General features: G+C 65.5%; 23 protein-coding genes. 17 read left to right on the top strand and 6 right to left on the bottom strand.

Annotation, left to right across the window (positions count from 1 at the left end; genetic code table 11):
- Nucleotides 1-4: 4 nt before the first annotated feature.
- From ACTJJX_RS02190 to trpC, 14 genes are all read left to right on the top strand, one after another.
- Nucleotides 5-445, top strand: a complete 441-nt coding sequence (locus ACTJJX_RS02190; protein ID WP_016852415.1) for a hypothetical protein — start codon at nucleotides 5-7, stop codon at nucleotides 443-445.
- A 42-nt stretch (nucleotides 446-487) separates the two neighbouring features.
- Complete coding sequence (locus tag ACTJJX_RS02185; protein WP_003121848.1) at nucleotides 488-1,648, top strand: phage tail sheath subtilisin-like domain-containing protein; 1,161 nt, start codon at nucleotides 488-490, stop codon at nucleotides 1,646-1,648.
- A 12-nt stretch (nucleotides 1,649-1,660) separates the two neighbouring features.
- Complete coding sequence (locus tag ACTJJX_RS02180; RefSeq protein ID WP_016852416.1) at nucleotides 1,661-2,164, top strand: phage major tail tube protein; 504 nt, start codon at nucleotides 1,661-1,663, stop codon at nucleotides 2,162-2,164.
- A 14-nt stretch (nucleotides 2,165-2,178) separates the two neighbouring features.
- Nucleotides 2,179-2,523, top strand: coding sequence for a phage tail assembly protein (locus tag ACTJJX_RS02175; RefSeq protein WP_003085178.1), 345 nt, complete (start codon nucleotides 2,179-2,181; stop codon nucleotides 2,521-2,523).
- Nucleotides 2,524-2,692: 169 nt separating this feature from the next.
- The gene (locus tag ACTJJX_RS02170; RefSeq protein WP_019416282.1) at nucleotides 2,693-4,930 is read left to right on the top strand and encodes a phage tail length tape measure protein; all 2,238 of its coding nucleotides are present in this window, start codon (nucleotides 2,693-2,695) and stop codon (nucleotides 4,928-4,930) included.
- Between the two features lie 9 nt (nucleotides 4,931-4,939).
- Complete coding sequence (locus tag ACTJJX_RS02165) at nucleotides 4,940-5,812, top strand: phage tail protein (RefSeq protein ID WP_003113194.1); 873 nt, start codon at nucleotides 4,940-4,942, stop codon at nucleotides 5,810-5,812.
- Entirely contained in the window at nucleotides 5,787-5,993 is a 207-nt protein-coding gene (locus ACTJJX_RS02160; protein ID WP_003101635.1) for a tail protein X, read from the top strand. Before ACTJJX_RS02165 ends, ACTJJX_RS02160 begins: the two co-directional genes overlap by 26 nt.
- A gap of 57 nt (nucleotides 5,994-6,050) precedes the next feature.
- Complete coding sequence (locus ACTJJX_RS02155; RefSeq protein WP_003113193.1) at nucleotides 6,051-7,040, top strand: phage late control D family protein; 990 nt, start codon at nucleotides 6,051-6,053, stop codon at nucleotides 7,038-7,040.
- A 32-nt stretch (nucleotides 7,041-7,072) separates the two neighbouring features.
- A complete protein-coding gene (locus ACTJJX_RS02150) occupies nucleotides 7,073-7,702 on the top strand; it encodes a glycoside hydrolase family 19 protein (protein WP_003113192.1) in 630 nt (209 codons plus the stop codon).
- Entirely contained in the window at nucleotides 7,699-8,061 is a 363-nt protein-coding gene (locus ACTJJX_RS02145) for a hypothetical protein (protein WP_003121852.1), read from the top strand. Before ACTJJX_RS02150 ends, ACTJJX_RS02145 begins: the two co-directional genes overlap by 4 nt.
- Nucleotides 8,058-8,315 carry a hypothetical protein gene (locus ACTJJX_RS02140; RefSeq protein WP_003118919.1) on the top strand — a complete coding sequence of 86 codons (258 nt, stop codon included), beginning with the start codon at nucleotides 8,058-8,060 and terminating at the stop codon, nucleotides 8,313-8,315. The genes ACTJJX_RS02145 and ACTJJX_RS02140 overlap by 4 nt, the downstream gene beginning before the upstream one ends.
- Before the next feature lie 347 nt (nucleotides 8,316-8,662).
- Nucleotides 8,663-9,268, top strand: a complete 606-nt coding sequence (locus tag ACTJJX_RS02135) for an aminodeoxychorismate/anthranilate synthase component II (RefSeq protein ID WP_003113175.1) — start codon at nucleotides 8,663-8,665, stop codon at nucleotides 9,266-9,268.
- 1 nt (nucleotide 9,269) lies between these two features.
- Nucleotides 9,270-10,319, top strand: a complete 1,050-nt coding sequence (gene trpD, locus ACTJJX_RS02130; RefSeq protein WP_003085203.1) for an anthranilate phosphoribosyltransferase — start codon at nucleotides 9,270-9,272, stop codon at nucleotides 10,317-10,319.
- Nucleotides 10,316-11,152, top strand: coding sequence for an indole-3-glycerol phosphate synthase TrpC (trpC, locus tag ACTJJX_RS02125; protein WP_003085205.1), 837 nt, complete (start codon nucleotides 10,316-10,318; stop codon nucleotides 11,150-11,152). The genes trpD and trpC overlap by 4 nt, the downstream gene beginning before the upstream one ends.
- A gap of 61 nt (nucleotides 11,153-11,213) precedes the next feature.
- On the opposite strand, the gene crp is transcribed toward trpC, so the two are convergent.
- Nucleotides 11,214-11,858: a cAMP-activated global transcriptional regulator CRP gene (crp, locus tag ACTJJX_RS02120; RefSeq protein ID WP_003085214.1), complete on the bottom strand. Its 645-nt coding sequence runs from the start codon at nucleotides 11,856-11,858 to the stop codon at nucleotides 11,214-11,216.
- A gap of 271 nt (nucleotides 11,859-12,129) precedes the next feature.
- On the opposite strand from crp, the gene ACTJJX_RS02115 reads away from it, so the two are divergent.
- A complete protein-coding gene (locus ACTJJX_RS02115; RefSeq protein WP_003085219.1) occupies nucleotides 12,130-12,552 on the top strand; it encodes an OsmC family protein in 423 nt (140 codons plus the stop codon).
- 319 nt (nucleotides 12,553-12,871) lie between these two features.
- Nucleotides 12,872-13,666, top strand: coding sequence for an adenosylmethionine decarboxylase (gene speD / locus ACTJJX_RS02110; protein WP_003101641.1), 795 nt, complete (start codon nucleotides 12,872-12,874; stop codon nucleotides 13,664-13,666).
- Between the two features lie 54 nt (nucleotides 13,667-13,720).
- On the opposite strand, the gene coq7 is transcribed toward speD, so the two are convergent.
- Both coq7 and ACTJJX_RS02100 read right to left on the bottom strand, forming a co-directional pair.
- Nucleotides 13,721-14,368, bottom strand: coding sequence for a 2-polyprenyl-3-methyl-6-methoxy-1,4-benzoquinone monooxygenase (gene coq7, locus ACTJJX_RS02105; RefSeq protein WP_003085224.1), 648 nt, complete (start codon nucleotides 14,366-14,368; stop codon nucleotides 13,721-13,723).
- A 99-nt stretch (nucleotides 14,369-14,467) separates the two neighbouring features.
- A complete protein-coding gene (locus tag ACTJJX_RS02100; RefSeq protein WP_003085225.1) occupies nucleotides 14,468-14,806 on the bottom strand; it encodes a histidine triad nucleotide-binding protein in 339 nt (112 codons plus the stop codon).
- A gap of 78 nt (nucleotides 14,807-14,884) precedes the next feature.
- Between ACTJJX_RS02100 and ACTJJX_RS02095 the strand changes: the two genes are divergently transcribed.
- On the top strand, nucleotides 14,885-16,366 hold the full coding sequence (locus tag ACTJJX_RS02095) for an AAA family ATPase (RefSeq protein ID WP_003117981.1): 1,482 nt from the start codon (nucleotides 14,885-14,887) through the stop codon (nucleotides 16,364-16,366).
- 39 nt (nucleotides 16,367-16,405) lie between these two features.
- On the opposite strand, the gene ACTJJX_RS02090 is transcribed toward ACTJJX_RS02095, so the two are convergent.
- The 3 genes from ACTJJX_RS02090 to ACTJJX_RS02080 all read right to left on the bottom strand — a co-directional run bounded on the left by ACTJJX_RS02090 (nucleotide 16,406) and on the right by ACTJJX_RS02080 (nucleotide 19,433).
- The gene (locus ACTJJX_RS02090) at nucleotides 16,406-17,206 is read right to left on the bottom strand and encodes an SDR family NAD(P)-dependent oxidoreductase (RefSeq protein ID WP_003142814.1); all 801 of its coding nucleotides are present in this window, start codon (nucleotides 17,204-17,206) and stop codon (nucleotides 16,406-16,408) included.
- A 60-nt stretch (nucleotides 17,207-17,266) separates the two neighbouring features.
- Nucleotides 17,267-18,343, bottom strand: coding sequence for a DUF805 domain-containing protein (locus tag ACTJJX_RS02085; protein ID WP_016852418.1), 1,077 nt, complete (start codon nucleotides 18,341-18,343; stop codon nucleotides 17,267-17,269).
- Nucleotides 18,344-18,464: 121 nt separating this feature from the next.
- Nucleotides 18,465-19,433 (bottom strand): NAD(P)H-dependent flavin oxidoreductase, encoded by a 969-nt coding sequence (locus ACTJJX_RS02080; RefSeq protein ID WP_003117983.1) that lies wholly within the window; start codon nucleotides 19,431-19,433, stop codon nucleotides 18,465-18,467.
- Nucleotides 19,434-19,449 lie beyond the last annotated feature (16 nt).

The raw sequence follows: 19,449 nt of genomic DNA, 5'->3' as shown, positions 1-19,449 counted from the left end.
GAAAATGATTTTTTTCCATGCCGCCACGGGCGGCTTTTATTCGAAGGAAATTCATGGGTCCCGCATGCCTCTGGAGGATGAAATGCATCCTCTCGAAGACGCCGAGTACCAGGCTCTTCTTCGTGCGCAGAGCGAAGGGAAACGAATTGTCACGGACCACACCGGTCGCCCTATCTGCGTCGATCCACCGGCTCCGGCCAAGGACATTCTGGTCCAACGGGAACGCATCTGGCGCGACCGGCAGTTACAGCTCACCGACGGGCCTCTCGCTCGGCATCGTGACGAGCAGGACCTGGGAAAAACTACGACTCTGAGCCAGGAGCAGCTTCGTGAGCTAACTCTCTATCGCGCCGTTCTTCGCGACTGGCCTATTGCCGCGGAGTTTCCCGACCTGAACGCAAGGCCCGAGCCGCCTGCCTGGCTCCAATCGCTCATCACCCCCTGAACCCCGCCTTGTGCGGGGTTTTTCATTAATGGAGATCTACCTATGAGTTTCTTCCACGGCGTTACGGTAACCAACGTCGATATCGGTGCGCGCACCATCGCGCTGCCGGCCAGTTCCGTCATCGGCCTCTGCGATGTGTTCACGCCGGGGGCGCAGGCAAGCGCCAAGCCCAACGTCCCGGTGCTGCTCACCAGCAAGAAGGACGCCGCCGCGGCGTTCGGCATCGGCTCGTCTATCTACCTGGCCTGCGAGGCCATCTATAACCGTGCCCAGGCCGTGATCGTGGCGGTGGGCGTGGAAGCCGCGGAGACTCCCGAGGCCCAGGCCAGCGCCGTCATAGGTGGTATCAGTGCCGCCGGCGAGCGCACCGGGCTGCAGGCTTTGCTCGACGGCAAGAGCCGCTTCAATGCCCAGCCACGTCTACTAGTTGCGCCGGGTCATTCGGCCCAGCAAGCGGTGGCCACCGCCATGGACGGGCTGGCCGAGAAACTGCGGGCCATCGCCATTCTCGATGGTCCCAATAGCACCGACGAGGCGGCCGTCGCCTACGCCAAGAACTTCGGCAGCAAGCGCCTTTTCATGGTCGACCCGGGCGTTCAGGTTTGGGACAGCGCCACCAATGCCGCGCGCAACGCCCCGGCTTCGGCCTACGCCGCCGGCCTGTTCGCCTGGACCGACGCCGAGTACGGCTTCTGGTCCTCGCCGTCGAACAAGGAGATCAAGGGCGTCACCGGCACCAGCCGTCCGGTGGAGTTCCTCGACGGCGATGAGACCTGTCGCGCCAACCTGCTCAACAACGCCAATATCGCGACGATCATTCGCGACGATGGCTATCGCCTGTGGGGCAACCGCACCTTGTCCAGCGACAGCAAGTGGGCTTTCGTCACCCGTGTTCGGACCATGGACCTGGTGATGGATGCGATCCTCGCCGGGCACAAGTGGGCGGTGGACCGCGGTATCACCAAGACCTACGTGAAGGATGTCACCGAGGGCCTGCGCGCCTTCATGCGCGATCTGAAGAACCAGGGAGCGGTGATCAACTTCGAGGTCTATGCCGACCCGGACCTGAACAGCGCCAGCCAGCTGGCCCAGGGCAAGGTGTACTGGAACATCCGCTTCACCGATGTGCCGCCTGCCGAGAACCCCAATTTCCGTGTCGAGGTGACCGATCAGTGGCTCACCGAAGTTCTGGATGTCGCCTAAGGAGCGCCCGTGATGATTCCGCAAACCCTGACCAATACCAATCTGTTCATCGACGGCGTGAGCTTCGCCGGTGACGTGCCATCCCTGACCCTGCCCAAGCTGGCTGTGAAGACCGAGCAATACCGTGCCGGCGGCATGGATGCGCCGGTATCCATCGACATGGGCCTGGAGGCGATGGAAGCCAAGTTCTCCACCAACGGTGCCCGCCGAGAAGCGCTGAATTTCTTCGGCCTGGCCGACCAGAGCGCTTTCAATGGCGTGTTCCGTGGCTCCTTCAAGGGCCAGAAGGGCGCCAGCGTGCCATTGGTGGCTACCCTGCGCGGCCTGCTCAAGGAGGTCGACCCGGGCGACTGGAAAGCCGGCGAGAAAGCCGAGTTCAAGTACGCCGTTGCGGTCAGCTACTACAAGCTGGAAGTCGATGGCCGCGAGGTCTACGAGATCGATCCGGTCAACGGTGTCCGCGCGATCAACGGTGTCGACCAGTTGGCCGGCATGCGCAACGACCTCGGCTTGTAAGAGGAGCTCCGGACATGACCCAAGAGAATCGACTGCCGGGCTGGCTGACGCTGGATGCCGACGCCGCCCTCGTTCGTCTCTCGCGTCCGGCACAGTGCAACGGGGTCAGCGTCGACACGCTGACCCTGCGTGCACCCACCGTGCGTGATATCCGCCTGGCCGGCAAGGTGGCCGGCGACGATGCCGAGGAGCGCGAACTGCAACTGTTCGCCTCGCTGGCGCAGGTCAGCCGCCAGGACCTGGAGGGGCTGAAGCTGAGCGACTACCAGCGGCTGCAAGGCGCCTACTTTCGCCTGGTGCAAGACGACACGGACGACACCTTCGCGTATGCGTCAACTGGCGAGGCGCCTGGCCATTGAGCTGGGCTTCCAGGCCAGCGAACTGGAGCGCATGACCCTGGGCGACCTGCTCTGGTGGCTCGCCGAGGGCGAGGAGTGAGCGACGGCGCCGTCCGCCAGGCGAGCGGCGCCCGCGCTACTTCAGTAGGTCCGCGGAGGCGGACATCGATAACAGACGAGACGAACCGTCATGAGTAAAGACATGGACCTGGTGGTCTCCATCGGCGGCATCGCCGACCCCTCCTTGGGCAAGGCATTCGAGACCGTCAAGGCACGGCTCGACAGTCTCCAGGAACGTGCCCGCCAGGCTTCCAGCCTGAGGGATGTGCTGGGAGACGCCATACGCCTGGAGCGAGAGCTCGCCGATATGCGCAAGGTTGGGGATCGCGGCGTTGCTGAGCATGCCCGGCAGCTTGGCGAACGCCAGGAGCAACTGAAGCGACTCGGCATCGAGGCCAGGGCCGCGGGCGATGCCTACGCTCGACTGGGCGAGATGCAGCGTGGCCTGGATATGCAGGTCCGCGGCCTGCAACGGCTGGAGCAGGCCAGCCAGGCAATGCCATTGGCTAGCGCATTTTCCGGACTGGTCGTGGAAGCCAGCAAGACGGCTGCCGGTTATCAAGCGCGGTTGCGCGACCTGGCGATCCGCAACGGCCTGGACGCCGGCCGGGAGCCAGCCTTGGCATCCCTGATCCAGGACAGTGCAAGCCAGAGCGGCCTGGGACGCACGGCGACGCTGGACATGCTGGAGCACTTGAACGCCACCGGCATGGGGTTCGCCGCCGCGCAAATGAATCTGGGACTGGCGGGCCGCTTCGGCTTTGGCCAAGGGATTGCTTCAGCCGAGGCTGCGGGGCTGGTTCGAGCGTTGCAACTGGCCCAGGGTTCGGACTCGCCAGAGCAATTGTCCGCCTCCCTCGACCGCCTGGTCGTCCTGGGTAAAGGCAGAGTCGGCAGTGAGGCCCTGGCGCGTCGCCTGCCTGCCTTGTTGTCAGCGCTGGGCAATGCGGGAGAGGCCACGGCCGGCGATGTCGGTGCACTGGGTGCCTTGCTGGAGATTCAGGCAAAGAACACCACGCCAGACAAAGCGGACGTGCGGATGAAGGCCTGGCTGGAGTTCGTCGGCAGCGGCAGCTTGAAACGCGCTTATGGCCAGGACTACGACCGGGACCTGGAAGCGCTGCGCAAGGACGGAGCGAGTCTGCTGGAGGCCAACCTGGAGCTGGCTGCGCGCTATCGGGATAAGGGCGGCAAGCTCAGCGCCGGCGTGGCGTCGCCGGCGCTTGAAGCCTATCGAGCGTCGCGCGGCGAGTTCCAGGGCTTGCTCGAATCCCAGCAGTCTTCCGTAGGCTCTTCGGAGCGCGATGCGCAGCGTCGCAAGGGGATGTCCCAGGAGCTGTGGAAGGCTTCCAGCGACAGTTGGGAGAGGGCGCAGACCGCTTTGGGCAGCGCCCTGAATCCATATCTGGACAACCTGGCCAAGGGGAGCAAGGCACTCGGCGAGTCGACTGCGGAGCTGCTCGAAGCCTATCCGCGGACGACGGCCGGTCTTACCGCCGCCGCAGGTGCGGTGTTATCCGGGTATCTCGCCTACAAGGGAGGGCGCGGCGCTATCGACGTGCTGCGTGGCGGTCGGCTCGGTCGGCGAGGGACCGCTGCCGTCGGCGACCTGATCGAACGGGGTGCAGGCCGGGTATCGGGTGGTAGCGAAATACAACGCGTGTTCGTTACCAACTGGCCGGTGCCGGGAGGCGACTCTACGCTGGAGTCCGCGAGGAGGCCGGCACAACGAAAGCGCGGTCAAACACCACGCAGGAAGAGAGGCAAGGGCGGTGGGCTGAAGGCCCGCTCCCTTCCATCCCTTGGCTTCTCGGCTGGAGGAGGCTTGGGGGCGATGGCAGGAAAGCTGCCGCGCCTGTCGCGTTTGCCCATACGCAACGCGCCGCTGCAAGTGGCCTCGTCGTTGATCGATGTTGCTGAGGTCTACTCCAGCGACCTGTCGGAGAGCGAAAAGACCGTTGCCTATGGCGAGGCAGGTGGCTCCCTGGCTGGTTCCCTGGCTGGCGCCGCTCTGGGAGCGAGCATCGGCTCGGTGGTGCCGGTGGTCGGTACGCTGATCGGTGGATTGGTTGGCGGCGCTATCGGCGCCTGGGGCGGTAGCGAACTGGGGGGGCGCCTGGGGCGCAGTCTGGCTGGCGATCCGCCGGCGGCCTCGGACAACAAGCCGGCGGTGGCCGTACCACAGGCCGGACCCGTCGCGGCTGCGCCCAACTGGACCTTCGCGCCGCAGATCAACCTGACGGTGCAAGGCAACGTGCACGAGCCGCAGCGCCTGGCCGACGAGTTGCTGCCCTACCTGCAACGCATGCTTGTCGACTTCGCCGACGAGCGGCAGCGGCGCAGCCTCTACGACCCGGCGATGGTTTAAGGAGTCCCCATGGCATATCTGGAACAATTGCAGGCCGGCCTGAGGTACCTGGGTCGCGCCGGCGAGTCCGGACGCAAGAGTCTGGACAAGGTGGTCGCTCCGGTGAACGGCGCGATCAGCGAGATCCGCGGCGCAGCCGCGGAGCTGGAGAACCTGCCCGGCGTATCGCCGGAAATGGCTGCCCGGCTGCAGCGTGCCATGCGCGGCATCGGCCAGGCGCAGGGCAAGGTGAACCGCGTGGTCTCCACCTATGACCGGGCGAGCCGGGCGTTGCTTGGTATCGACGAACGCCTGGATGCGCTGAAGGTGCAGGTGAACAGTGCCGCGCAGGCGGTCGGCAAGGTCGCTGGCGACATCAGTCCGACGCTGGCGGGGGTGCTGCCGTCGTGGCTGCTGGCACCCTCGGCGACGCCCCCGAGCGAGGCCGCAGCGTCCTTGCCGCACCTGCTGGTACTGCAGCCGCTGACCGCCAATGCCCAACCGTTCTACTTCAACCTGAATACTGCCGCCTTCGACGCCCTGCAGCGCAACAGTGCCTACAACTGGAGCGGGCAGGTGCGCCTGGGTCGGCGGCCGGCGCTGCAGAGCGTCGGCATGGGCGAGGAGAGCATCCTGCTCAAGGGTGCGGTATTCCCGCTGCGTCGACAGGTAGGTAACCAGGAAAAGGTCGTCGGTCTGGAGCAGCTCGAAGCGCTGCGCCGGTTGGCGGAGCGGCGTGAGCCGCTGATCCTGAGCAGCGGCTACGGCGAGGTGCAGATGGGCCTCTGGTGTCTGGTGCGGATCAGCGAGAACCAGAGCGCCCTACTGGGCAACGGCGCTCCCCGCAAACAAACCTTCGACCTGGAGTTCAAGCGCTATGGCGACGACCTGCCGAACCGCTGACGGCGACATGCTGGACAGCCTCTGCTACCACGTCTATGGCCATCTGTTGGGCTGCGTCGAGGCGACCCTCGACGCCAATCCCGGGCTGGCCGATGAGCAGCAGCCATTCCGCGCCGGCTTGCTGATCAGTTTCCCTGACATGCCGGTGGTCAATGTCGAACAGGTGCGCCTGTGGGATTGATCGACCGCTCACCCGCAACCCCGCCTTGGCGGGGTTTTTCTTTTCTGGAGAAACCAGGTGCAACCGAGTTTCCGTATCGTTGCCGACGGCACCGACGTCACCCAGCGGCTGAATGACCGCCTGCTCAAGCTGACCCTGCTGGACAAGCCGGGCATGGAGTCCGACAGCCTGACCTTGAGGATCGACGATCGCGATGGACAGGTGGCCTTACCCAGGCGCGGTGCGGTGCTGGAGGTTCATCTCGGCTATGCCGGCGAGCCACTGATGCGCATGGGACGCTTTACCGTGGACACCTTGCAGTGGGCTGGTCCGCCGGACTGCCTGACCGTCACTGCCAAGGCCGGCGACATGCGCGGCAGTGGCAAGACGATACGCAGCGGAGGTTGGGAGGGCACTACCCTGGCTCAGGTCTGCCGCGATGTTGGCGCACGCAACGGCTGGCGCGTGGAGTGTCCGTTGCAGGTGGCGATCGCCCGGGTCGACCAGGTCAATGAGTCCGACTACCACTTCGTCACCCGTCTGGCGCGCCAGTACGACTGCACCGCCAAGCTGGCCGAGGGCATGCTCATGGTGCTGCCGCGACAGAGCGGGCAGAGCGCCACGGGGCGTCGGATCGAACCTTTGGTGTTGGGACGTGCTGACGTCGGTAGCTTCGACGTTACCTTCGACGACCGCAGCCTGATGAGAACGGTGAAGACCCGCTACCAATTGCCCGGCAGCGGCGAGGTCAAGAGCGTCGAGTTGAAGAACCCGAAGGCACCGGCTACGGCTATGGGCGAGCATGTCGACCGGCACCTCTATACCAGCCGTGGAGAGGCCGAGCAGGCGGCGAAGGCTCGCCTGGCGAGCTTCAGCCGCTCCAGCGCCAGTGTGCGCCTGGAACTGCCAGGGCGTGGCGACCTGTTCGCCGAGCGCAGCCTGCTGCTCCAAGGCTTCAAGGCGGGAATCGACGGCGAGTTCCTGATCGACTCGGTGGAGCACACCTACAGCTCCAGCGGATGGACCACTGTCGTGCAATGCAACGGCGGCCGAGGCGGCAAGGGGTGACGCCTGAAACCCATCGGAGTGCAGGAGGATCGATGAAACTGACCGAGCAGCAATTGCTGCGCATTTTTCCCAACGCCCGCCTCGTCGCGGGCGTTTTCGTTGTGGCGTTGCAACGGGCCATGGACGAGAGGGAGATCGACACACCGGCGCGGCGTGCCGCGTTTCTCGCCCAGGTCGGCCACGAAAGCAGCCAGTTGACCCGGCTGGTGGAGAACCTCAATTACAGCGCCCAAGGCTTGGCGGCGACCTGGCCGGGTCGCTATCTCGGCCCCGACGGGCAGCCCAACGCGTTGGCCTTGCGGCTGGCGCGCAATCCGCAGGCGATTGCCGACAACACCTACGCCACGCGCAACGGCAATGGCGACGAAGCGTCCGGCGATGGCTGGCGCTTCCGCGGGCGTGGCTTGCTACAAATCACCGGGCGTGCCAACTACCGGTTGGTCGGCGAGGCCCTCGGCGAGCCGCTGGAAGCCGAGCCCTGGCGCCTGGAGCAGCCCGTGCCGGCGGCCCGCAGCGCCGCCTGGTGGTGGGCCGGTCACGGGCTCAACGAGCTGGCCGACCGCGGCGAGTTCGCTGCCATCACCCGCCGCATCAACGGCGGCCTGAATGGCCAGGCGGAGCGCCTGGCGTTGTGGCAGCGGGCCAGGGCGGTGCTGTCATGAGCCGGCTCGCTCTGCTCCTGCCGGCCGTGTTGCTGGTCCTGCTGGCCGGCGCCTTGCTCGGCGGCGGCCTGGTTGCCCGCCATTATCGTCCGCAACTGGAGGAGGCCCTGGGACAACTCACTGCCAGCCGCGTCGCCAGCGGCCAGCTCGAGGCTTTGCTCGATGAGCAGCAGCGCGCGCTGGCGGCGGTGCGGGCGAGCGCCGAGAGGCGCGCGAAGGACGTCGAGCAGGCACTCGGCGAGGCCAGGGCGCAGGCCGCGGAGCAGTATGCCGCGGCCGTGCGTCTGCTCCAGGAACCCGACATTGGTGTGGACTGCCAGGCGGCAGGTGCGGCGATCGACCGGGAGCTGGGACTATGACTCGTCTCCTGCTGGGGCTTTGTCTGCTTTTCGCGGGCTGCGCAGCCTCGCCGACGACACCTCGCCCCGTGCGCGTCGAGGTTCCCCTCGCAGTGCCCTGCCGTGTACCTGACGTGCGCCCGCCGAGCTGGGCCGGCGCCACGCTGAAGGCCGGCGATTCGCTGCAGGCCAAGGTTCGCGCATTGCTCGCCGAGCGCCGCCAGCGGCAGGGCTACGAACTCGAATTGCAGGCGGCATTGCGTGCCTGCCGCTAAACCTTTCGGCCGATCCTCTCGGATCGGCCTTCCTTCCGACATCCCGCTGTTGCACCCATCCTCCCCACTGGGCTATGTTCCCCAACATGGCTCCGTGAGACCGCTATCGTGATCCACCTCAGCAGCATCATCACCTCCCTCATCAAGGCATTCGCCCGTTGGCGCTGGCGCGCCTGACTTCTTTTTCGCCGGCCTGGCCGGTCACGTCTCCCTGCGTCCCCCGTTTTCCACAGGCATAATGCCGACGATCCACTCCCCCTTCCTCCGCGAGCGCGCCGGGAAACGGGTGTGGCGAAAGCCGGGTGATGCGATTCGCATAAGAATGAAATCAAGAGGTTACAGCCAGCATGCTGCTGATGATCGATAACTACGACTCCTTCACCTACAACCTGGTGCAGTACTTCGGCGAGCTCAAGGCCGAGGTCAAGGTGGTGCGCAACGACGAACTGAGCGTGGAACAGATCGAGGCCCTGGCGCCCGAGCGCATCGTCCTTTCCCCCGGTCCCTGCACCCCCAACGAGGCCGGCGTCTCGCTGGCCGTGATCGAGCGCTTCGCCGGCAAGCTGCCGCTGCTCGGTGTCTGCCTTGGCCACCAGAGCATCGGCCAGGCCTTCGGCGGCGAAGTGGTGCGGGCGCGGCAGGTGATGCACGGCAAGACCAGCCCGATCCACCACAAGGACCTCGGCGTGTTCGCCGGCCTGGCCAATCCCCTGACGGTGACGCGCTACCACTCGCTGGTGGTGAAGCGAGAGAGCCTGCCGGAGTGCCTGGAGGTCACCGCCTGGACCCAACATGCCGACGGATCGCTCGACGAGATCATGGGCGTACGCCACAAGACCCTGAATGTCGAGGGCGTGCAGTTCCATCCCGAGTCCATCCTCACCGAGCAGGGCCACGAGTTGCTGGCCAACTTCCTCCGCCAGCAGGGCGGCGTGCGTGGGGAGGGCAACTGAGATGGATATCAAGGGAGCCCTCAATCGCATCGTCAACCAGCTCGACCTGACCACCGAGGAAATGCAGGCGGTCATGCGCCAGATCATGACCGGGCAATGCACCGACGCGCAGATCGGCGCCTTCCTGATGGGCATGCGGATGAAGAGCGAAACCATCGACGAGATCGTCGGCGCGGTGGCGGTGATGCGCGAACTGGCCGACGGCGTGCAGTTGCCTACGCTGAAGCATGTGGTCGACGTGGTCGGCACCGGCGGCGATGGCGCGAACATCTTCAACGTGTCCTCGGCGGCGTCCTTCGTGGTCGCCGCCGCTGGCGGCAAGGTCGCCAAACACGGTAACCGCGCGGTCTCCGGCAAGAGCGGCAGCGCCGACTTGCTGGAAGCCGCCGGCATCTACCTGGAGCTGACCTCCGAACAGGTGGCGCGTTGCATCGACACCGTCGGCGTCGGGTTCATGTTCGCCCAGGTCCACCACAAGGCGATGAAGTACGCCGCCGGTCCGCGCCGCGAGCTGGGCTTGCGGACTCTGTTCAACATGCTTGGCCCACTGACCAACCCGGCGGGAGTCAGGCACCAGGTGGTCGGGGTGTTCACCCAGGAACTGTGCAAGCCGCTGGCTGAAGTGCTCAAGCGTCTCGGCAGCGAGCATGTGCTGGTGGTGCATTCGCGCGACGGGCTGGACGAGTTCAGTCTGGCCGCGGCGACCCACATTGCCGAGTTGAAGGACGGCGAGGTACGCGAGTACGAAGTGCGTCCCGAGGACTTCGGGATCAAGAGCCAGACCCTGATGGGGCTGGAGGTCGACAGTCCGCAGGCCTCGCTGGAACTGATCCGCGACGCTTTGGGGCGGCGCAAGACCGAGGCTGGGCAGAAGGCCGCCGAGCTGATCGTGATGAATGCCGGCCCGGCACTGTACGCTGCCGATCTGGCGACCAGCCTGCACGAGGGCATTCAACTCGCCCACGATGCCCTGCACACCGGGCTGGCACGGGAGAAGATGGACGAACTGGTGGCCTTCACCGCCGTTTACAGAGAGGAGAACGCACAGTGAGTGTGCCGACGGTTCTGCAGAAGATCCTCGCCCGCAAGGCCGAGGAGGTCGCCGAGCGCCGTGCGCGCGTCAACCTGGCCGAGGTCGAGCGGCTGGCGCGTAGCGCCGATGCGCCGCGCGGCTTCGCCAATGCCCTGCTGGAGCGGGCCAAGCGCAAGGAGCCGGCAGTGATCGCCGAGATCAAGAAGGCATCGCCGAGCAAGGGCGTGCTGCGCGAACACTTCGTCCCGGCGGAGATAGCCCGCAGCTACGAGGCGGGTGGCGCGGCGTGCCTGTCGGTGCTCACCGACGTGGACTTCTTCCAGGGCGCCGATGCCTATCTGAAGGAAGCGCGGGCCGCCTGTGCGCTGCCGGTGATCCGCAAGGACTTCATGATCGATCCGTACCAGATCGTCGAGGCGCGGGCGATCGGTGCCGACTGCATCCTGCTGATCGTCTCGGCGCTGGACGACGTGCTGATGGCCGAACTGGCGGCGACTGCCAAGTCGGTCGGTCTCGACGTACTGGTCGAAGTGCATGACGGCACCGAGCTGGAACGTGCGCTGAAGACCCTGGACACGCCGTTGGTGGGCATCAACAACCGCAACCTGCACACCTTCGAGGTGAGCCTGGAAACCACCCTCGACCTGTTGCCGGAAATTCCCCGCGACCGCCTGGTGGTCACCGAGAGCGGTATTCTCAACCGGGCCGACGTGGAGCTGATGGAAGTCAGCGAGGTCTATGCCTTCCTGGTTGGCGAGGCGTTCATGCGGGCCGACGATCCTGGCCTGGAGTTGAAGCGCCTGTTCTTCCAGGAGCGTGGCGGCGTGGTGCTGGGCGCCGATCCTGACTGATCCGCGCTGTCGAATCCCATGAAAAAGGCCGGTTGCGACCGGCCTTTTTCATGGGTGCTGTTCAGCGGGTGCCGAAGACCACCATGGTCTTTCCTTTCACATGCACCAGGCCCTGCTCCTCCAGGCTCTTCAGCACGCGTCCGACCATTTCCCGCGAGCAGCCGACGATCCGGCCGATCTCCTGGCGGGTGATCTTGATCTGCATGCCGTCCGGGTGGGTCATGGCGTCCGGTTGCTGGCACAGGTCCAGCAAGGTGCGGGCGACGCGTCCGGTGACGTCGAGGAAGGCCAGGTCGCCCACCTTGCGGGTGGTCTTGCGCAGGCGGTCGGCCATCTGGCTGCCGAGGGTGTAGAGGATCTCCGAGTCCTGCTGCGACAGTTCGCGGAACTTCGCATAGCTGATCTCGGCGACTTCGCATTCCACCTTGGCGCGAACCCAGGCGCTGCGTTCCTGTTCGCTGCCTTCCTTTTCGAACAATCCCAGCTCGCCGAAGAAATCACCGCTGTTGAGGTAGCCGATGATCATTTCGCGGCCGTCGTCGTCCTCGATGAGGATGGTGACCGAACCCTTGATGATGAAGAACAGCGTTTCGCAGCGATCGCCGGCATAGATGATGGTGCTCTTTGCGGTGTAGCGGCGGCGGTGACAGTGTGCGAGCAGCTTGTCTAGGTGTTTGAGTTTGGGTGTGTGGGTAATAGCTACCATGCCCGAGTCCCGAAAGAATAAAGAATATGCCTGACGTACAAGGCGATGTTTTTTTGAGTTCTTATGGAGAGACCTGCCAGGGCCCGGGAGCTCAGCGGAGAGCTCCCCCCAACCGGGCAGATCAGGAAGTGTGCCAGTAAACCGCGTCCAGCTTAACAGACGGACCATGAAGGTCGATGTGATTTTGCGACGCAGCTATCAGGACTGTGATCCCGTACTGTCCTTGGGCCCTGTGCTAAGCTGGCGCCCTTTGCCGGCGGGAGTCTGAACGATGAAAGCGCGTATCCAGTGGGCGGGCGAGGCGATGTTCCTCGGCGAGTCCGGTAGCGGCCACGTGGTGGTCATGGACGGTCCGCCGGACCATGGCGGACGCAACCTCGGGGTGCGCCCTATGGAGATGGTCCTGATCGGCCTCGGCGGCTGCACCAACTTCGATGTGGTCAGCATCCTGAAGAAGGCGCGCCAGCCGGTGGAGAGCTGCGAAGCCTTCCTCGAGGCCGAAAGGGCCGACGAGGAGCCCAAGGTGTTCACGAAGATCCACGTGCACTTCGTGGTCAAGGGCCGCGGTCTCAAGGAGGCCCAGGTCAAGCGCGCGGTGGAGCTGTCGGCGGAGAAATACTGCTCGGCGTCGATCATGCTCGGTCGCGGCGGGGTGGAGATCACCCACGACTACGAGATCGTCGAACTCGGCTGAGACGACATCCGGTCATCATAAAAGGGGCGCAAACTCTGGCGGAGGCTTGATTGGCTCTGCATAATGCGCCCCTTTTTTCGTGCCGCGCGATTCCGTCGGGCGGCCGTTCAGTTCGGAAGATTCTTCCGCTCTGATAGACGTTTCCCGAGCCATCCCGGTCGGGTGACCAATGGCGCCAGCCGGCGCCCGTGCAACTCAACAAACCACAATCGCCATCGCGAAGAGGTGTTAACCGTCCTACGCAGGTGCGTCGTTCGCATCTGACGGGCATGCCCCAACCCTGCGGCAGAGCCGCAAGCAACCGAGAGAGTTCCCCACGGTGAAAAGCAAACTCAAGCTCCACGGGTTCAACAACCTGACGAAGACCTTGAGCTTCAACATCTACGACATCTGCTACGCCGAGACGCCCGAAGACCTCCAGGCCTACGTGCAGTACATCGACGAAGAGTATGACGCGGAGCGTCTGACGCAGATTCTTACCGATGTTGTCGACATCATCGGCGCCAATATCCTGAACATCGCGCGTCAGGACTACGACCCCCAGGGCGCCAGCGTGACCATCCTGATCTCCGAGCAGCCGGTCACTCCGACCGACAGCCAGATCGAAGAGTCCCCGGGCCCGCTGCCGGACACCATCCTGGCGCACCTGGACAAGAGCCACATCACCGTGCATACCTACCCGGAAATCCATCCGGTGGACGGCATCGCGACCTTCCGCGTGGACATCGACGTTTCCACCTGCGGAGTGATCTCCCCGCTGAAGGCCCTGAACTACCTGATCCACCAGTTCGACTCGGACATCGTCACGGTCGACTATCGGGTCCGCGGCTTCACCCGCGACATCGAGGGGCGCAAGCATTTCATCGACCACGAGATCAACTCGATCCAGAACTATCTCTCCGACGACACGCGCGAGGCCTACCAGATGACCGACGTGAACGTGTACCAGGAGAACCTGTTCCACACCAAGATGCTGCTCAAGGACTTCGAACTGGAGAACTACCTGTTCGGCGACGCTACCCGGACGCTCTCGGCGGAACAGCGTGAGCAGGTCACGGAACGGCTCAAGCACGAAATGCTGGAGATCTTCTACGCGCGCAACATGCCGCGCTGATCGCACACGAGAAAGAAAAAGCCCGCTTCGAGCGGGCTTTTTCATGCGTGCGATTCAGATGCGGTAGGTGCTCTTGGTCATCACCTTCGCCAGCAGGCTCATGCCCAGCTTCACCGGTGCCGGGAAGCGCAGGCCGCCGGCGGCCAGGGCGTTGCTCGAATGCTGTTCCTCGTCGATACGCATCTGCTCGAGGATGGCACGGGATTTCCGATCCTCCTGGGGAATCTGCGCCAGGTGTTCGTCCAGATGCTTGCACACCTGGTCTTCGGTGGCGGCGACGAAGCCCAGGCTGACCCGGTCGCTGACCAGCCCGGCGGCGGCACCGACGCCGAAGGACAGGCCGTAGAAGATCGGATTGAGGACGCTGGGACGGCTGCCCAACTGGCGGATGCGTTGCTCGCACCAGGCCAGGTGGTCGATCTCCTCCTCGGCGGCTTCCTCCATCGCCTCGCGGACCTCGGGCAGCTTGGCGGTCAGCGACTGGCCCTGGTACAGCGCCTGGGCGCAGACCTCGCCGGTGTGGTTGATGCGCATCAGGCCGGCGATATGGCGGGTGTCTTCCTCGCTCAGTTCGCCATCGGGTTCCACGATGGCCGGCGACGGTCGCGCCGGCTGGCCGCTGAACGGCAGCAGGGTGCGCAGGGCGGAGTCGGCCTGCAGCAGGAAACGGTCGATGGGCGAATAGTGGCGGTCGGCGGACATGGCGCACCTCCGGAAACGAAAGATCGCACCAGTTTACCGGAAGTGCGCTGATAGCAGGATGTTGCGGACGGGCTGCGATGTCGCAGCGCCAGCAGGGATTCAACCCGGCGGCCAGTGCATCTGGCGTTGACCCAGCACGTGCATGTGGATGTGGTGCACGGTCTGCCCGCCAAGGTCGTTGCAGTTCATCACCACACGGAAGCCTTCCTCGCAGCCCTGCTCCCGGGCCAGGCGCTGGGCGGTGAAGAGGATATGGCCTGCCAGCGGCCGGTCGGCCTCGGTCAGGTGCTCGAGGGTGGGAATGTGCCTTTTCGGGATGACCAGGAAGTGCACCGGCGCCTGCGGGCCGATATCGTGAAACGCGACAACTTCCTCGTCTTCGTAGAACTTGCGCGCGGGAACTTCCCCCGCCACGATCTTGCAGAACAGACAGTCCATGGGCGATTCCTCCGGCCTCGGGTGCTTTCCCGAGTGTAGCGGTGCCCGTCGCGACCGCCCAAGCGTGAAGGAGCCGCAGTGAAGAACGACATACACGACCTCGGCCTGGTCCTGGATTCCCGGGTCAAGCTGATCCTGATCGAGTCCTGGGACGAGCCGAAGGTGATGGAAACCCTCACCGGCCTGGCGGTCAGGCGCGGCCTTGGCCTGTATGCCTGGTCGGTGACCGAGGGCGTGCAGCGCCTGGGCTTCGGCGGCGAGCCGCTGGGCGGGGAGGAGAGCCGCGACCCGGTCGCGGCGTTGCGCTTGATCAAGCACGATCAGCAGGCGAATCTCTACGTGCTCTGCGACCTGCATCCTTTCCTTGGCGACAGCCCGACCCTGGTGCGCCTGCTCAAGGAAATCGCCATGGCCGAAGGCAATCATCGACCGACCGTGGTGCTGGTGTCCCATGCGCTGAAGCTGCCGGCCGAGGTGCAGCGCTTCGCCGCGCGGTTCTCGCTGTCCCTGCCCAGCGAGGACGAACTGCTCGGCATCGTCCGCGAGGAAGCGACGCGCTGGAGCGAGCGCAACCGTGGTGCCCGCGTGCGCACCGACAACCGCACCCTGCAGCAGGTGGTGAAGAACCTGCGCGGGCTCAGCCATGCCGAGGCGCGACTGCTGGCGCGCAACGTGATCTGCAACGATGGAGCGATCACCCAGGAGGACCTGCCCGAGCTGAACCGCACCAAGTTCCAGCTACTCGACCTGGAGGGCGTGCTGAGCTTCGAGTACGACACCGCGCGCTTCGCCGAGGTCGGCGGGCTTGCCGCGCTCAAGCGCTGGCTCGGCGAGCGTCAGTCGGCGTTCCTCGCCGGCACGCCTGGCGACCAGCCGAAGGGCATGATGCTGGTCGGCGTACAGGGCGCCGGCAAGAGCCTGGCGGCCAAGGCGGTGGCCGGCCTCTGGGGCTTGCCGTTGCTGCGTCTGGATTTCGCCTGTCTCTACAACAAGTACTTCGGCGAAACCGAGCGCAACCTGCGCGAGGCGCTGCGCCTGGCCGAACAGATGGCGCCCTGCGTGCTGTGGATGGATGAAGTGGAGAAGGGCATTTCTGGTGGCGACCAGGACAACGGCGTCAGTCAGCGCGTGCTGGGTACCCTGCTGACCTGGATGGCCGAGCGCGAGGCGCCGGTCTTCATGGTCGCCACCGCGAACGCTATCGACCGCCTGCCGCCCGAACTGATCCGCAAGGGACGCTTCGACGAATTGTTCTTCGTCGACCTGCCGACGCCGGAGGTTCGCGCCGAGATCTTCCGCATCCACCTGCAACGCCGCGAGCTGGAGCCGGCACAGTTCGACCTCCATCTGCTGGCGGCTGCCAGCGAGGGTTTCAGCGGGGCGGAGATCGAGCAGGCGGTGGTGGCGGCACTGTACGCCGGGCAGGCGCGACAGCAGGCGGTGGATCAGGATCTGTTGCTCAGGGAACTGGCGCGAACCTCGCCGCTGTCGGTGCTGATGGCGGAAAAGCTCGCCGCGCTGCGGACCTGGGCCAAGGGGCGGGCGGTACCGGCAGACTGAGCCAACGGCGAACCTTGCCGCCCTGCGAGGAGAGGCCGGTCAACCCCGTGGGGCGGAGGGTACCGCCGAGGCGTTGATCCGCGCGGCGAGTCGGCGCACCAGCCAGCGTGGCGCCAGGCGTGGGCTCAGCGCCAGCAGGCGATTGCGCCAACCGGGGACGATCAGGGCGCGGTTCTTGTCCAGCCCGCGCAGGGCCAGCAGCGCGACTTCCTCCGGGGTCATCATCAGCTTGCTCCGGTCGAGCCTGCCGAGCCGCATCCCGGCTTCCCGGAAGAATGCCGTGCGGGTTGGCCCAGGGCACAGCACCGAGACCTTGACGCCGCGCTCTTTCAGTTCTTCCCGCAAGCCTTCCGAGAAGTGCAGGACGTAGGCCTTGCTGGCGTAGTAGTTGCTCATCCAGGCGCCGGGCTGGAAGGCGGCCACCGAGGCGATATTGAGTATCTGGCCACCGCCCTGTGCCACCATGCGGGCGCCGAGGGAGTGGCAAAGGCGGGCCAGGGCCAGGATGTTGAGTTCGATCAGCTCCTGTTCCCGCGCCCATTCCTGGTCGATGAAGGGGCCGGAGGTACCGATCCCGGCATTGTTAACCAGCAGGTCGATCTGTCGTTCGCCCTGTTCCAGTTCGTGCAACAACCCTGACAGTTGCAGCGGCTCGGAAAGATCGCAGGTGCGGAACAGCACTTCCACGCCGAAACGCTGCGCCAGCTCATAGGCGATGCTCTCCAGCGCGTCGCGCTGGCGCGCCACCAGGATCAGGGCGCGACCGCGCCGGGCCAGGGCTTCGGCTAGGGCCAGGCCGATACCGCTGGAAGCGCCGGTGATCAGGGCATAACGGGGCATTCGAGACTTCTCCGAAACGGACGGGGAATTGGACCCCGCCCGTCGCGAGGGGTTGCGTGGCTACTGTTGGTCGCCGTCTTCCATGGCCTCTGCCGCCGCCGTGGCGGCTTCATCGGCTTCGGCCGCCGCTGCGGCGGCCTGCTCGTCGGTGGTGTACGGGTCGGCTGGAGCGCTGGCGCCGCCGTCATAGTTCGCTCGCTCCAGGTAACCCTGGTAGGACGGCAGGGCGATGGCGGCGATGATACCGACTATCGGCAGCAGGATGATCAGACTGGCCAGGACTTTCACCCCGGTGCTGTTCGCCGGCGGCGGCGGACCGTAGCGGTTGGCGCCGGTGCTGCCGGGCAGGACCAGCATCAGGATGCCGAACACGCTGCCGACGAAGGGGACGAAGTTGAGCAGCCAGAGCCAGCCCGACCAGCCGAGGTCATGCAGGCGCTGCACGCCGATCATCACGGCGATGACGATGAAGGCGATCGAGGCCAGGGCGGTGACGGCCACGCCGACGGTTTCGCCGAGCAGGAAGCCCAGGCCCATGATGACCAGGAAGCACAGCGTCATCGCCATCGACCAGCCGAGATAGCGCAGGCGTCCGATCCGGCCGTTGGTGGTGAACACGTTCAGCTCGCCGAACTCGGGGAGAGCGTCGCCGACCTGGGCGCTGGGTGGTGTGTAGGGAGACGCGCCCGCAGCCGCGGTGGCCGCAGGCGCGGCGTTTTCGCCGAGCTGCGCCTGGCGTGCCAGGTACTTCTCGATGATGACGCCGCAGGCCGAACATTCCGCTCCGCTGGGCTGTTCATGGCCGCATTTCGGGCAGGTCATGGGAGGCAGGTCTTGCGCCGGGGTTTCCTCCGCGACCTGGGGGTTGTGATCGGGCGTTTCCACCAGGCTCAGGCTGGCCGCCAGGTCGACTTCCTTGTAGGCATTGGCGCCGGCCTGGCGCAAGGCGGTCAGGTAACGCTCCGCCTCGGCCTCTGGAAGTTCGCGTTTCAGCACCACCGGGCGACCGCCGAAGAGGGCGTCGATCTTGCCCGGTTCGCTCTTGAACAGGCGGGCGAGATTGTCCTTCACGGTTTCGAGCGATGCGTCGGGCATCAGCTCGCCGGAGAAGACGATCTTGAAGCGTTGGTCGGTCATGCAGGCATCCTTGTCAGCTGGGGTGAGAGAAATGCAGCCGACAGCCTAATCGGCGGCCTTGGCGCCCACAAGCGCGAGATGAGAACTCCCGCACAAGCCGGGGCGCCGTGACCCGGCGGTTTCAGCGCGGCCAGCGGTTGGCCAGGCGATCCATGTTCCGCAGGGCGGCGCGATATTCCCGGTCGAGGCGGGCGACCAACTCGTCGACGCCGGGCAAGTCGTCTATGTTGCCCGCGCCCTGGCCGGCGGACCACACGGTCTTCCAGGCCTTGGCCTCGTCGTTCACCGGCTTGAGTTTCTCGCCGTAGTTCATGTCTGCCTTGTCGGTCAGGCGCTTCAGATCGTAGCCGGCGGCCTCCAGGCTTTGCCGCATGAAGCTGGCCGGTACGCCGGACACCGCCGGGGTGTGCACGATGTCGGCGGCGCGTGCCTCCAGGATCATCTGCTTGTAGGCGTCGGAAGCATTGCTCTCGCGGGTGGCGATGAAGCGAGTGCCGAGATAGGCCAGGTCGGCGCCGAGCATCTGTGCGGCGAGAATCTCGTGGCCGTGGTTGATGCAGCCGGCCAACAGCAGGGTCTTGTCGAAGAACTGGCGGATTTCCGCGACCAGCGCGAAAGGGCTCCAGGTCCCGGCGTGCCCGCCCGCGCCGGCCGCCACCGCGATCAGGCCGTCGACCCCGGCCTCGGCGGCTTTTTCGGCGTGGCGGCGGGTGGTGACGTCGTGGAACACCAGGCCGCCGTAGCTATGCACAGCGTCTACCACTTCGCGCACTGCGCCGAGGCTGGTGATGACGATCGGTACGCGGTGCTCGACGCAGATCCGCAGGTCGGCCTGCAACCGCGGATTGGTGTTGTGGACGATCAGGTTCACCGCATAGGGCGCGGGATTGTCCAGCGCCTGCAGGCCGGCCCCGATTTCCTCCAGCCATCCCTCGAAGCCGCTGCTCTCGCGCTGGTTGAGCGCCGGGAAGCTGCCGACGATGCCGCTGCGGCAGCAGGCCAGCACCAACTGCGGGTTGGATACCAGGAACATCGGCGCGGCCACCATCGGCAGTCGCAGGCGTTGGTCGAGCAGGGCGGGCAAGGACATGGACAGGACTCCTGGG

Origin of the sequence: Pseudomonas sp. 22490 (assembly GCF_052044465.1) — a bacterium.
Lineage (GTDB): Bacteria > Pseudomonadota > Gammaproteobacteria > Pseudomonadales > Pseudomonadaceae > Pseudomonas > Pseudomonas aeruginosa.
This window is presented reverse-complemented; position numbering and strand designations above follow the sequence as displayed.

What these genes read in the sequence shown, in the direction of transcription:
- ACTJJX_RS02190 (WP_016852415.1), top strand. Translation starts at nt 5, where the DNA reads ATGATTTTTTTCCATGCCGCCACGGGCGGCTTTTATTCGAAGGAAATT.
- ACTJJX_RS02185 (WP_003121848.1), top strand. Translation starts at nt 488, where the DNA reads ATGAGTTTCTTCCACGGCGTTACGGTAACCAACGTCGATATCGGTGCG.
- ACTJJX_RS02180 (WP_016852416.1), top strand. Translation starts at nt 1,661, where the DNA reads ATGATTCCGCAAACCCTGACCAATACCAATCTGTTCATCGACGGCGTG.
- ACTJJX_RS02175 (WP_003085178.1), top strand. Translation starts at nt 2,179, where the DNA reads ATGACCCAAGAGAATCGACTGCCGGGCTGGCTGACGCTGGATGCCGAC.
- ACTJJX_RS02170 (WP_019416282.1), top strand. Translation starts at nt 2,693, where the DNA reads ATGAGTAAAGACATGGACCTGGTGGTCTCCATCGGCGGCATCGCCGAC.
- ACTJJX_RS02165 (WP_003113194.1), top strand. Translation starts at nt 4,940, where the DNA reads ATGGCATATCTGGAACAATTGCAGGCCGGCCTGAGGTACCTGGGTCGC.
- ACTJJX_RS02160 (WP_003101635.1), top strand. Translation starts at nt 5,787, where the DNA reads ATGGCGACGACCTGCCGAACCGCTGACGGCGACATGCTGGACAGCCTC.
- ACTJJX_RS02150 (WP_003113192.1), top strand. Translation starts at nt 7,073, where the DNA reads ATGAAACTGACCGAGCAGCAATTGCTGCGCATTTTTCCCAACGCCCGC.
- ACTJJX_RS02145 (WP_003121852.1), top strand. Translation starts at nt 7,699, where the DNA reads ATGAGCCGGCTCGCTCTGCTCCTGCCGGCCGTGTTGCTGGTCCTGCTG.
- ACTJJX_RS02140 (WP_003118919.1), top strand. Translation starts at nt 8,058, where the DNA reads ATGACTCGTCTCCTGCTGGGGCTTTGTCTGCTTTTCGCGGGCTGCGCA.
- ACTJJX_RS02135 (WP_003113175.1), top strand. Translation starts at nt 8,663, where the DNA reads ATGCTGCTGATGATCGATAACTACGACTCCTTCACCTACAACCTGGTG.
- trpD (WP_003085203.1), top strand. Translation starts at nt 9,270, where the DNA reads ATGGATATCAAGGGAGCCCTCAATCGCATCGTCAACCAGCTCGACCTG.
- crp (WP_003085214.1), bottom strand. Translation starts at nt 11,858, where the DNA reads ATGGTAGCTATTACCCACACACCCAAACTCAAACACCTAGACAAGCTG.
- ACTJJX_RS02115 (WP_003085219.1), top strand. Translation starts at nt 12,130, where the DNA reads ATGAAAGCGCGTATCCAGTGGGCGGGCGAGGCGATGTTCCTCGGCGAG.
- coq7 (WP_003085224.1), bottom strand. Translation starts at nt 14,368, where the DNA reads ATGTCCGCCGACCGCCACTATTCGCCCATCGACCGTTTCCTGCTGCAG.
- ACTJJX_RS02100 (WP_003085225.1), bottom strand. Translation starts at nt 14,806, where the DNA reads ATGGACTGTCTGTTCTGCAAGATCGTGGCGGGGGAAGTTCCCGCGCGC.
- ACTJJX_RS02090 (WP_003142814.1), bottom strand. Translation starts at nt 17,206, where the DNA reads ATGCCCCGTTATGCCCTGATCACCGGCGCTTCCAGCGGTATCGGCCTG.
- ACTJJX_RS02085 (WP_016852418.1), bottom strand. Translation starts at nt 18,343, where the DNA reads ATGACCGACCAACGCTTCAAGATCGTCTTCTCCGGCGAGCTGATGCCC.
- ACTJJX_RS02080 (WP_003117983.1), bottom strand. Translation starts at nt 19,433, where the DNA reads ATGTCCTTGCCCGCCCTGCTCGACCAACGCCTGCGACTGCCGATGGTG.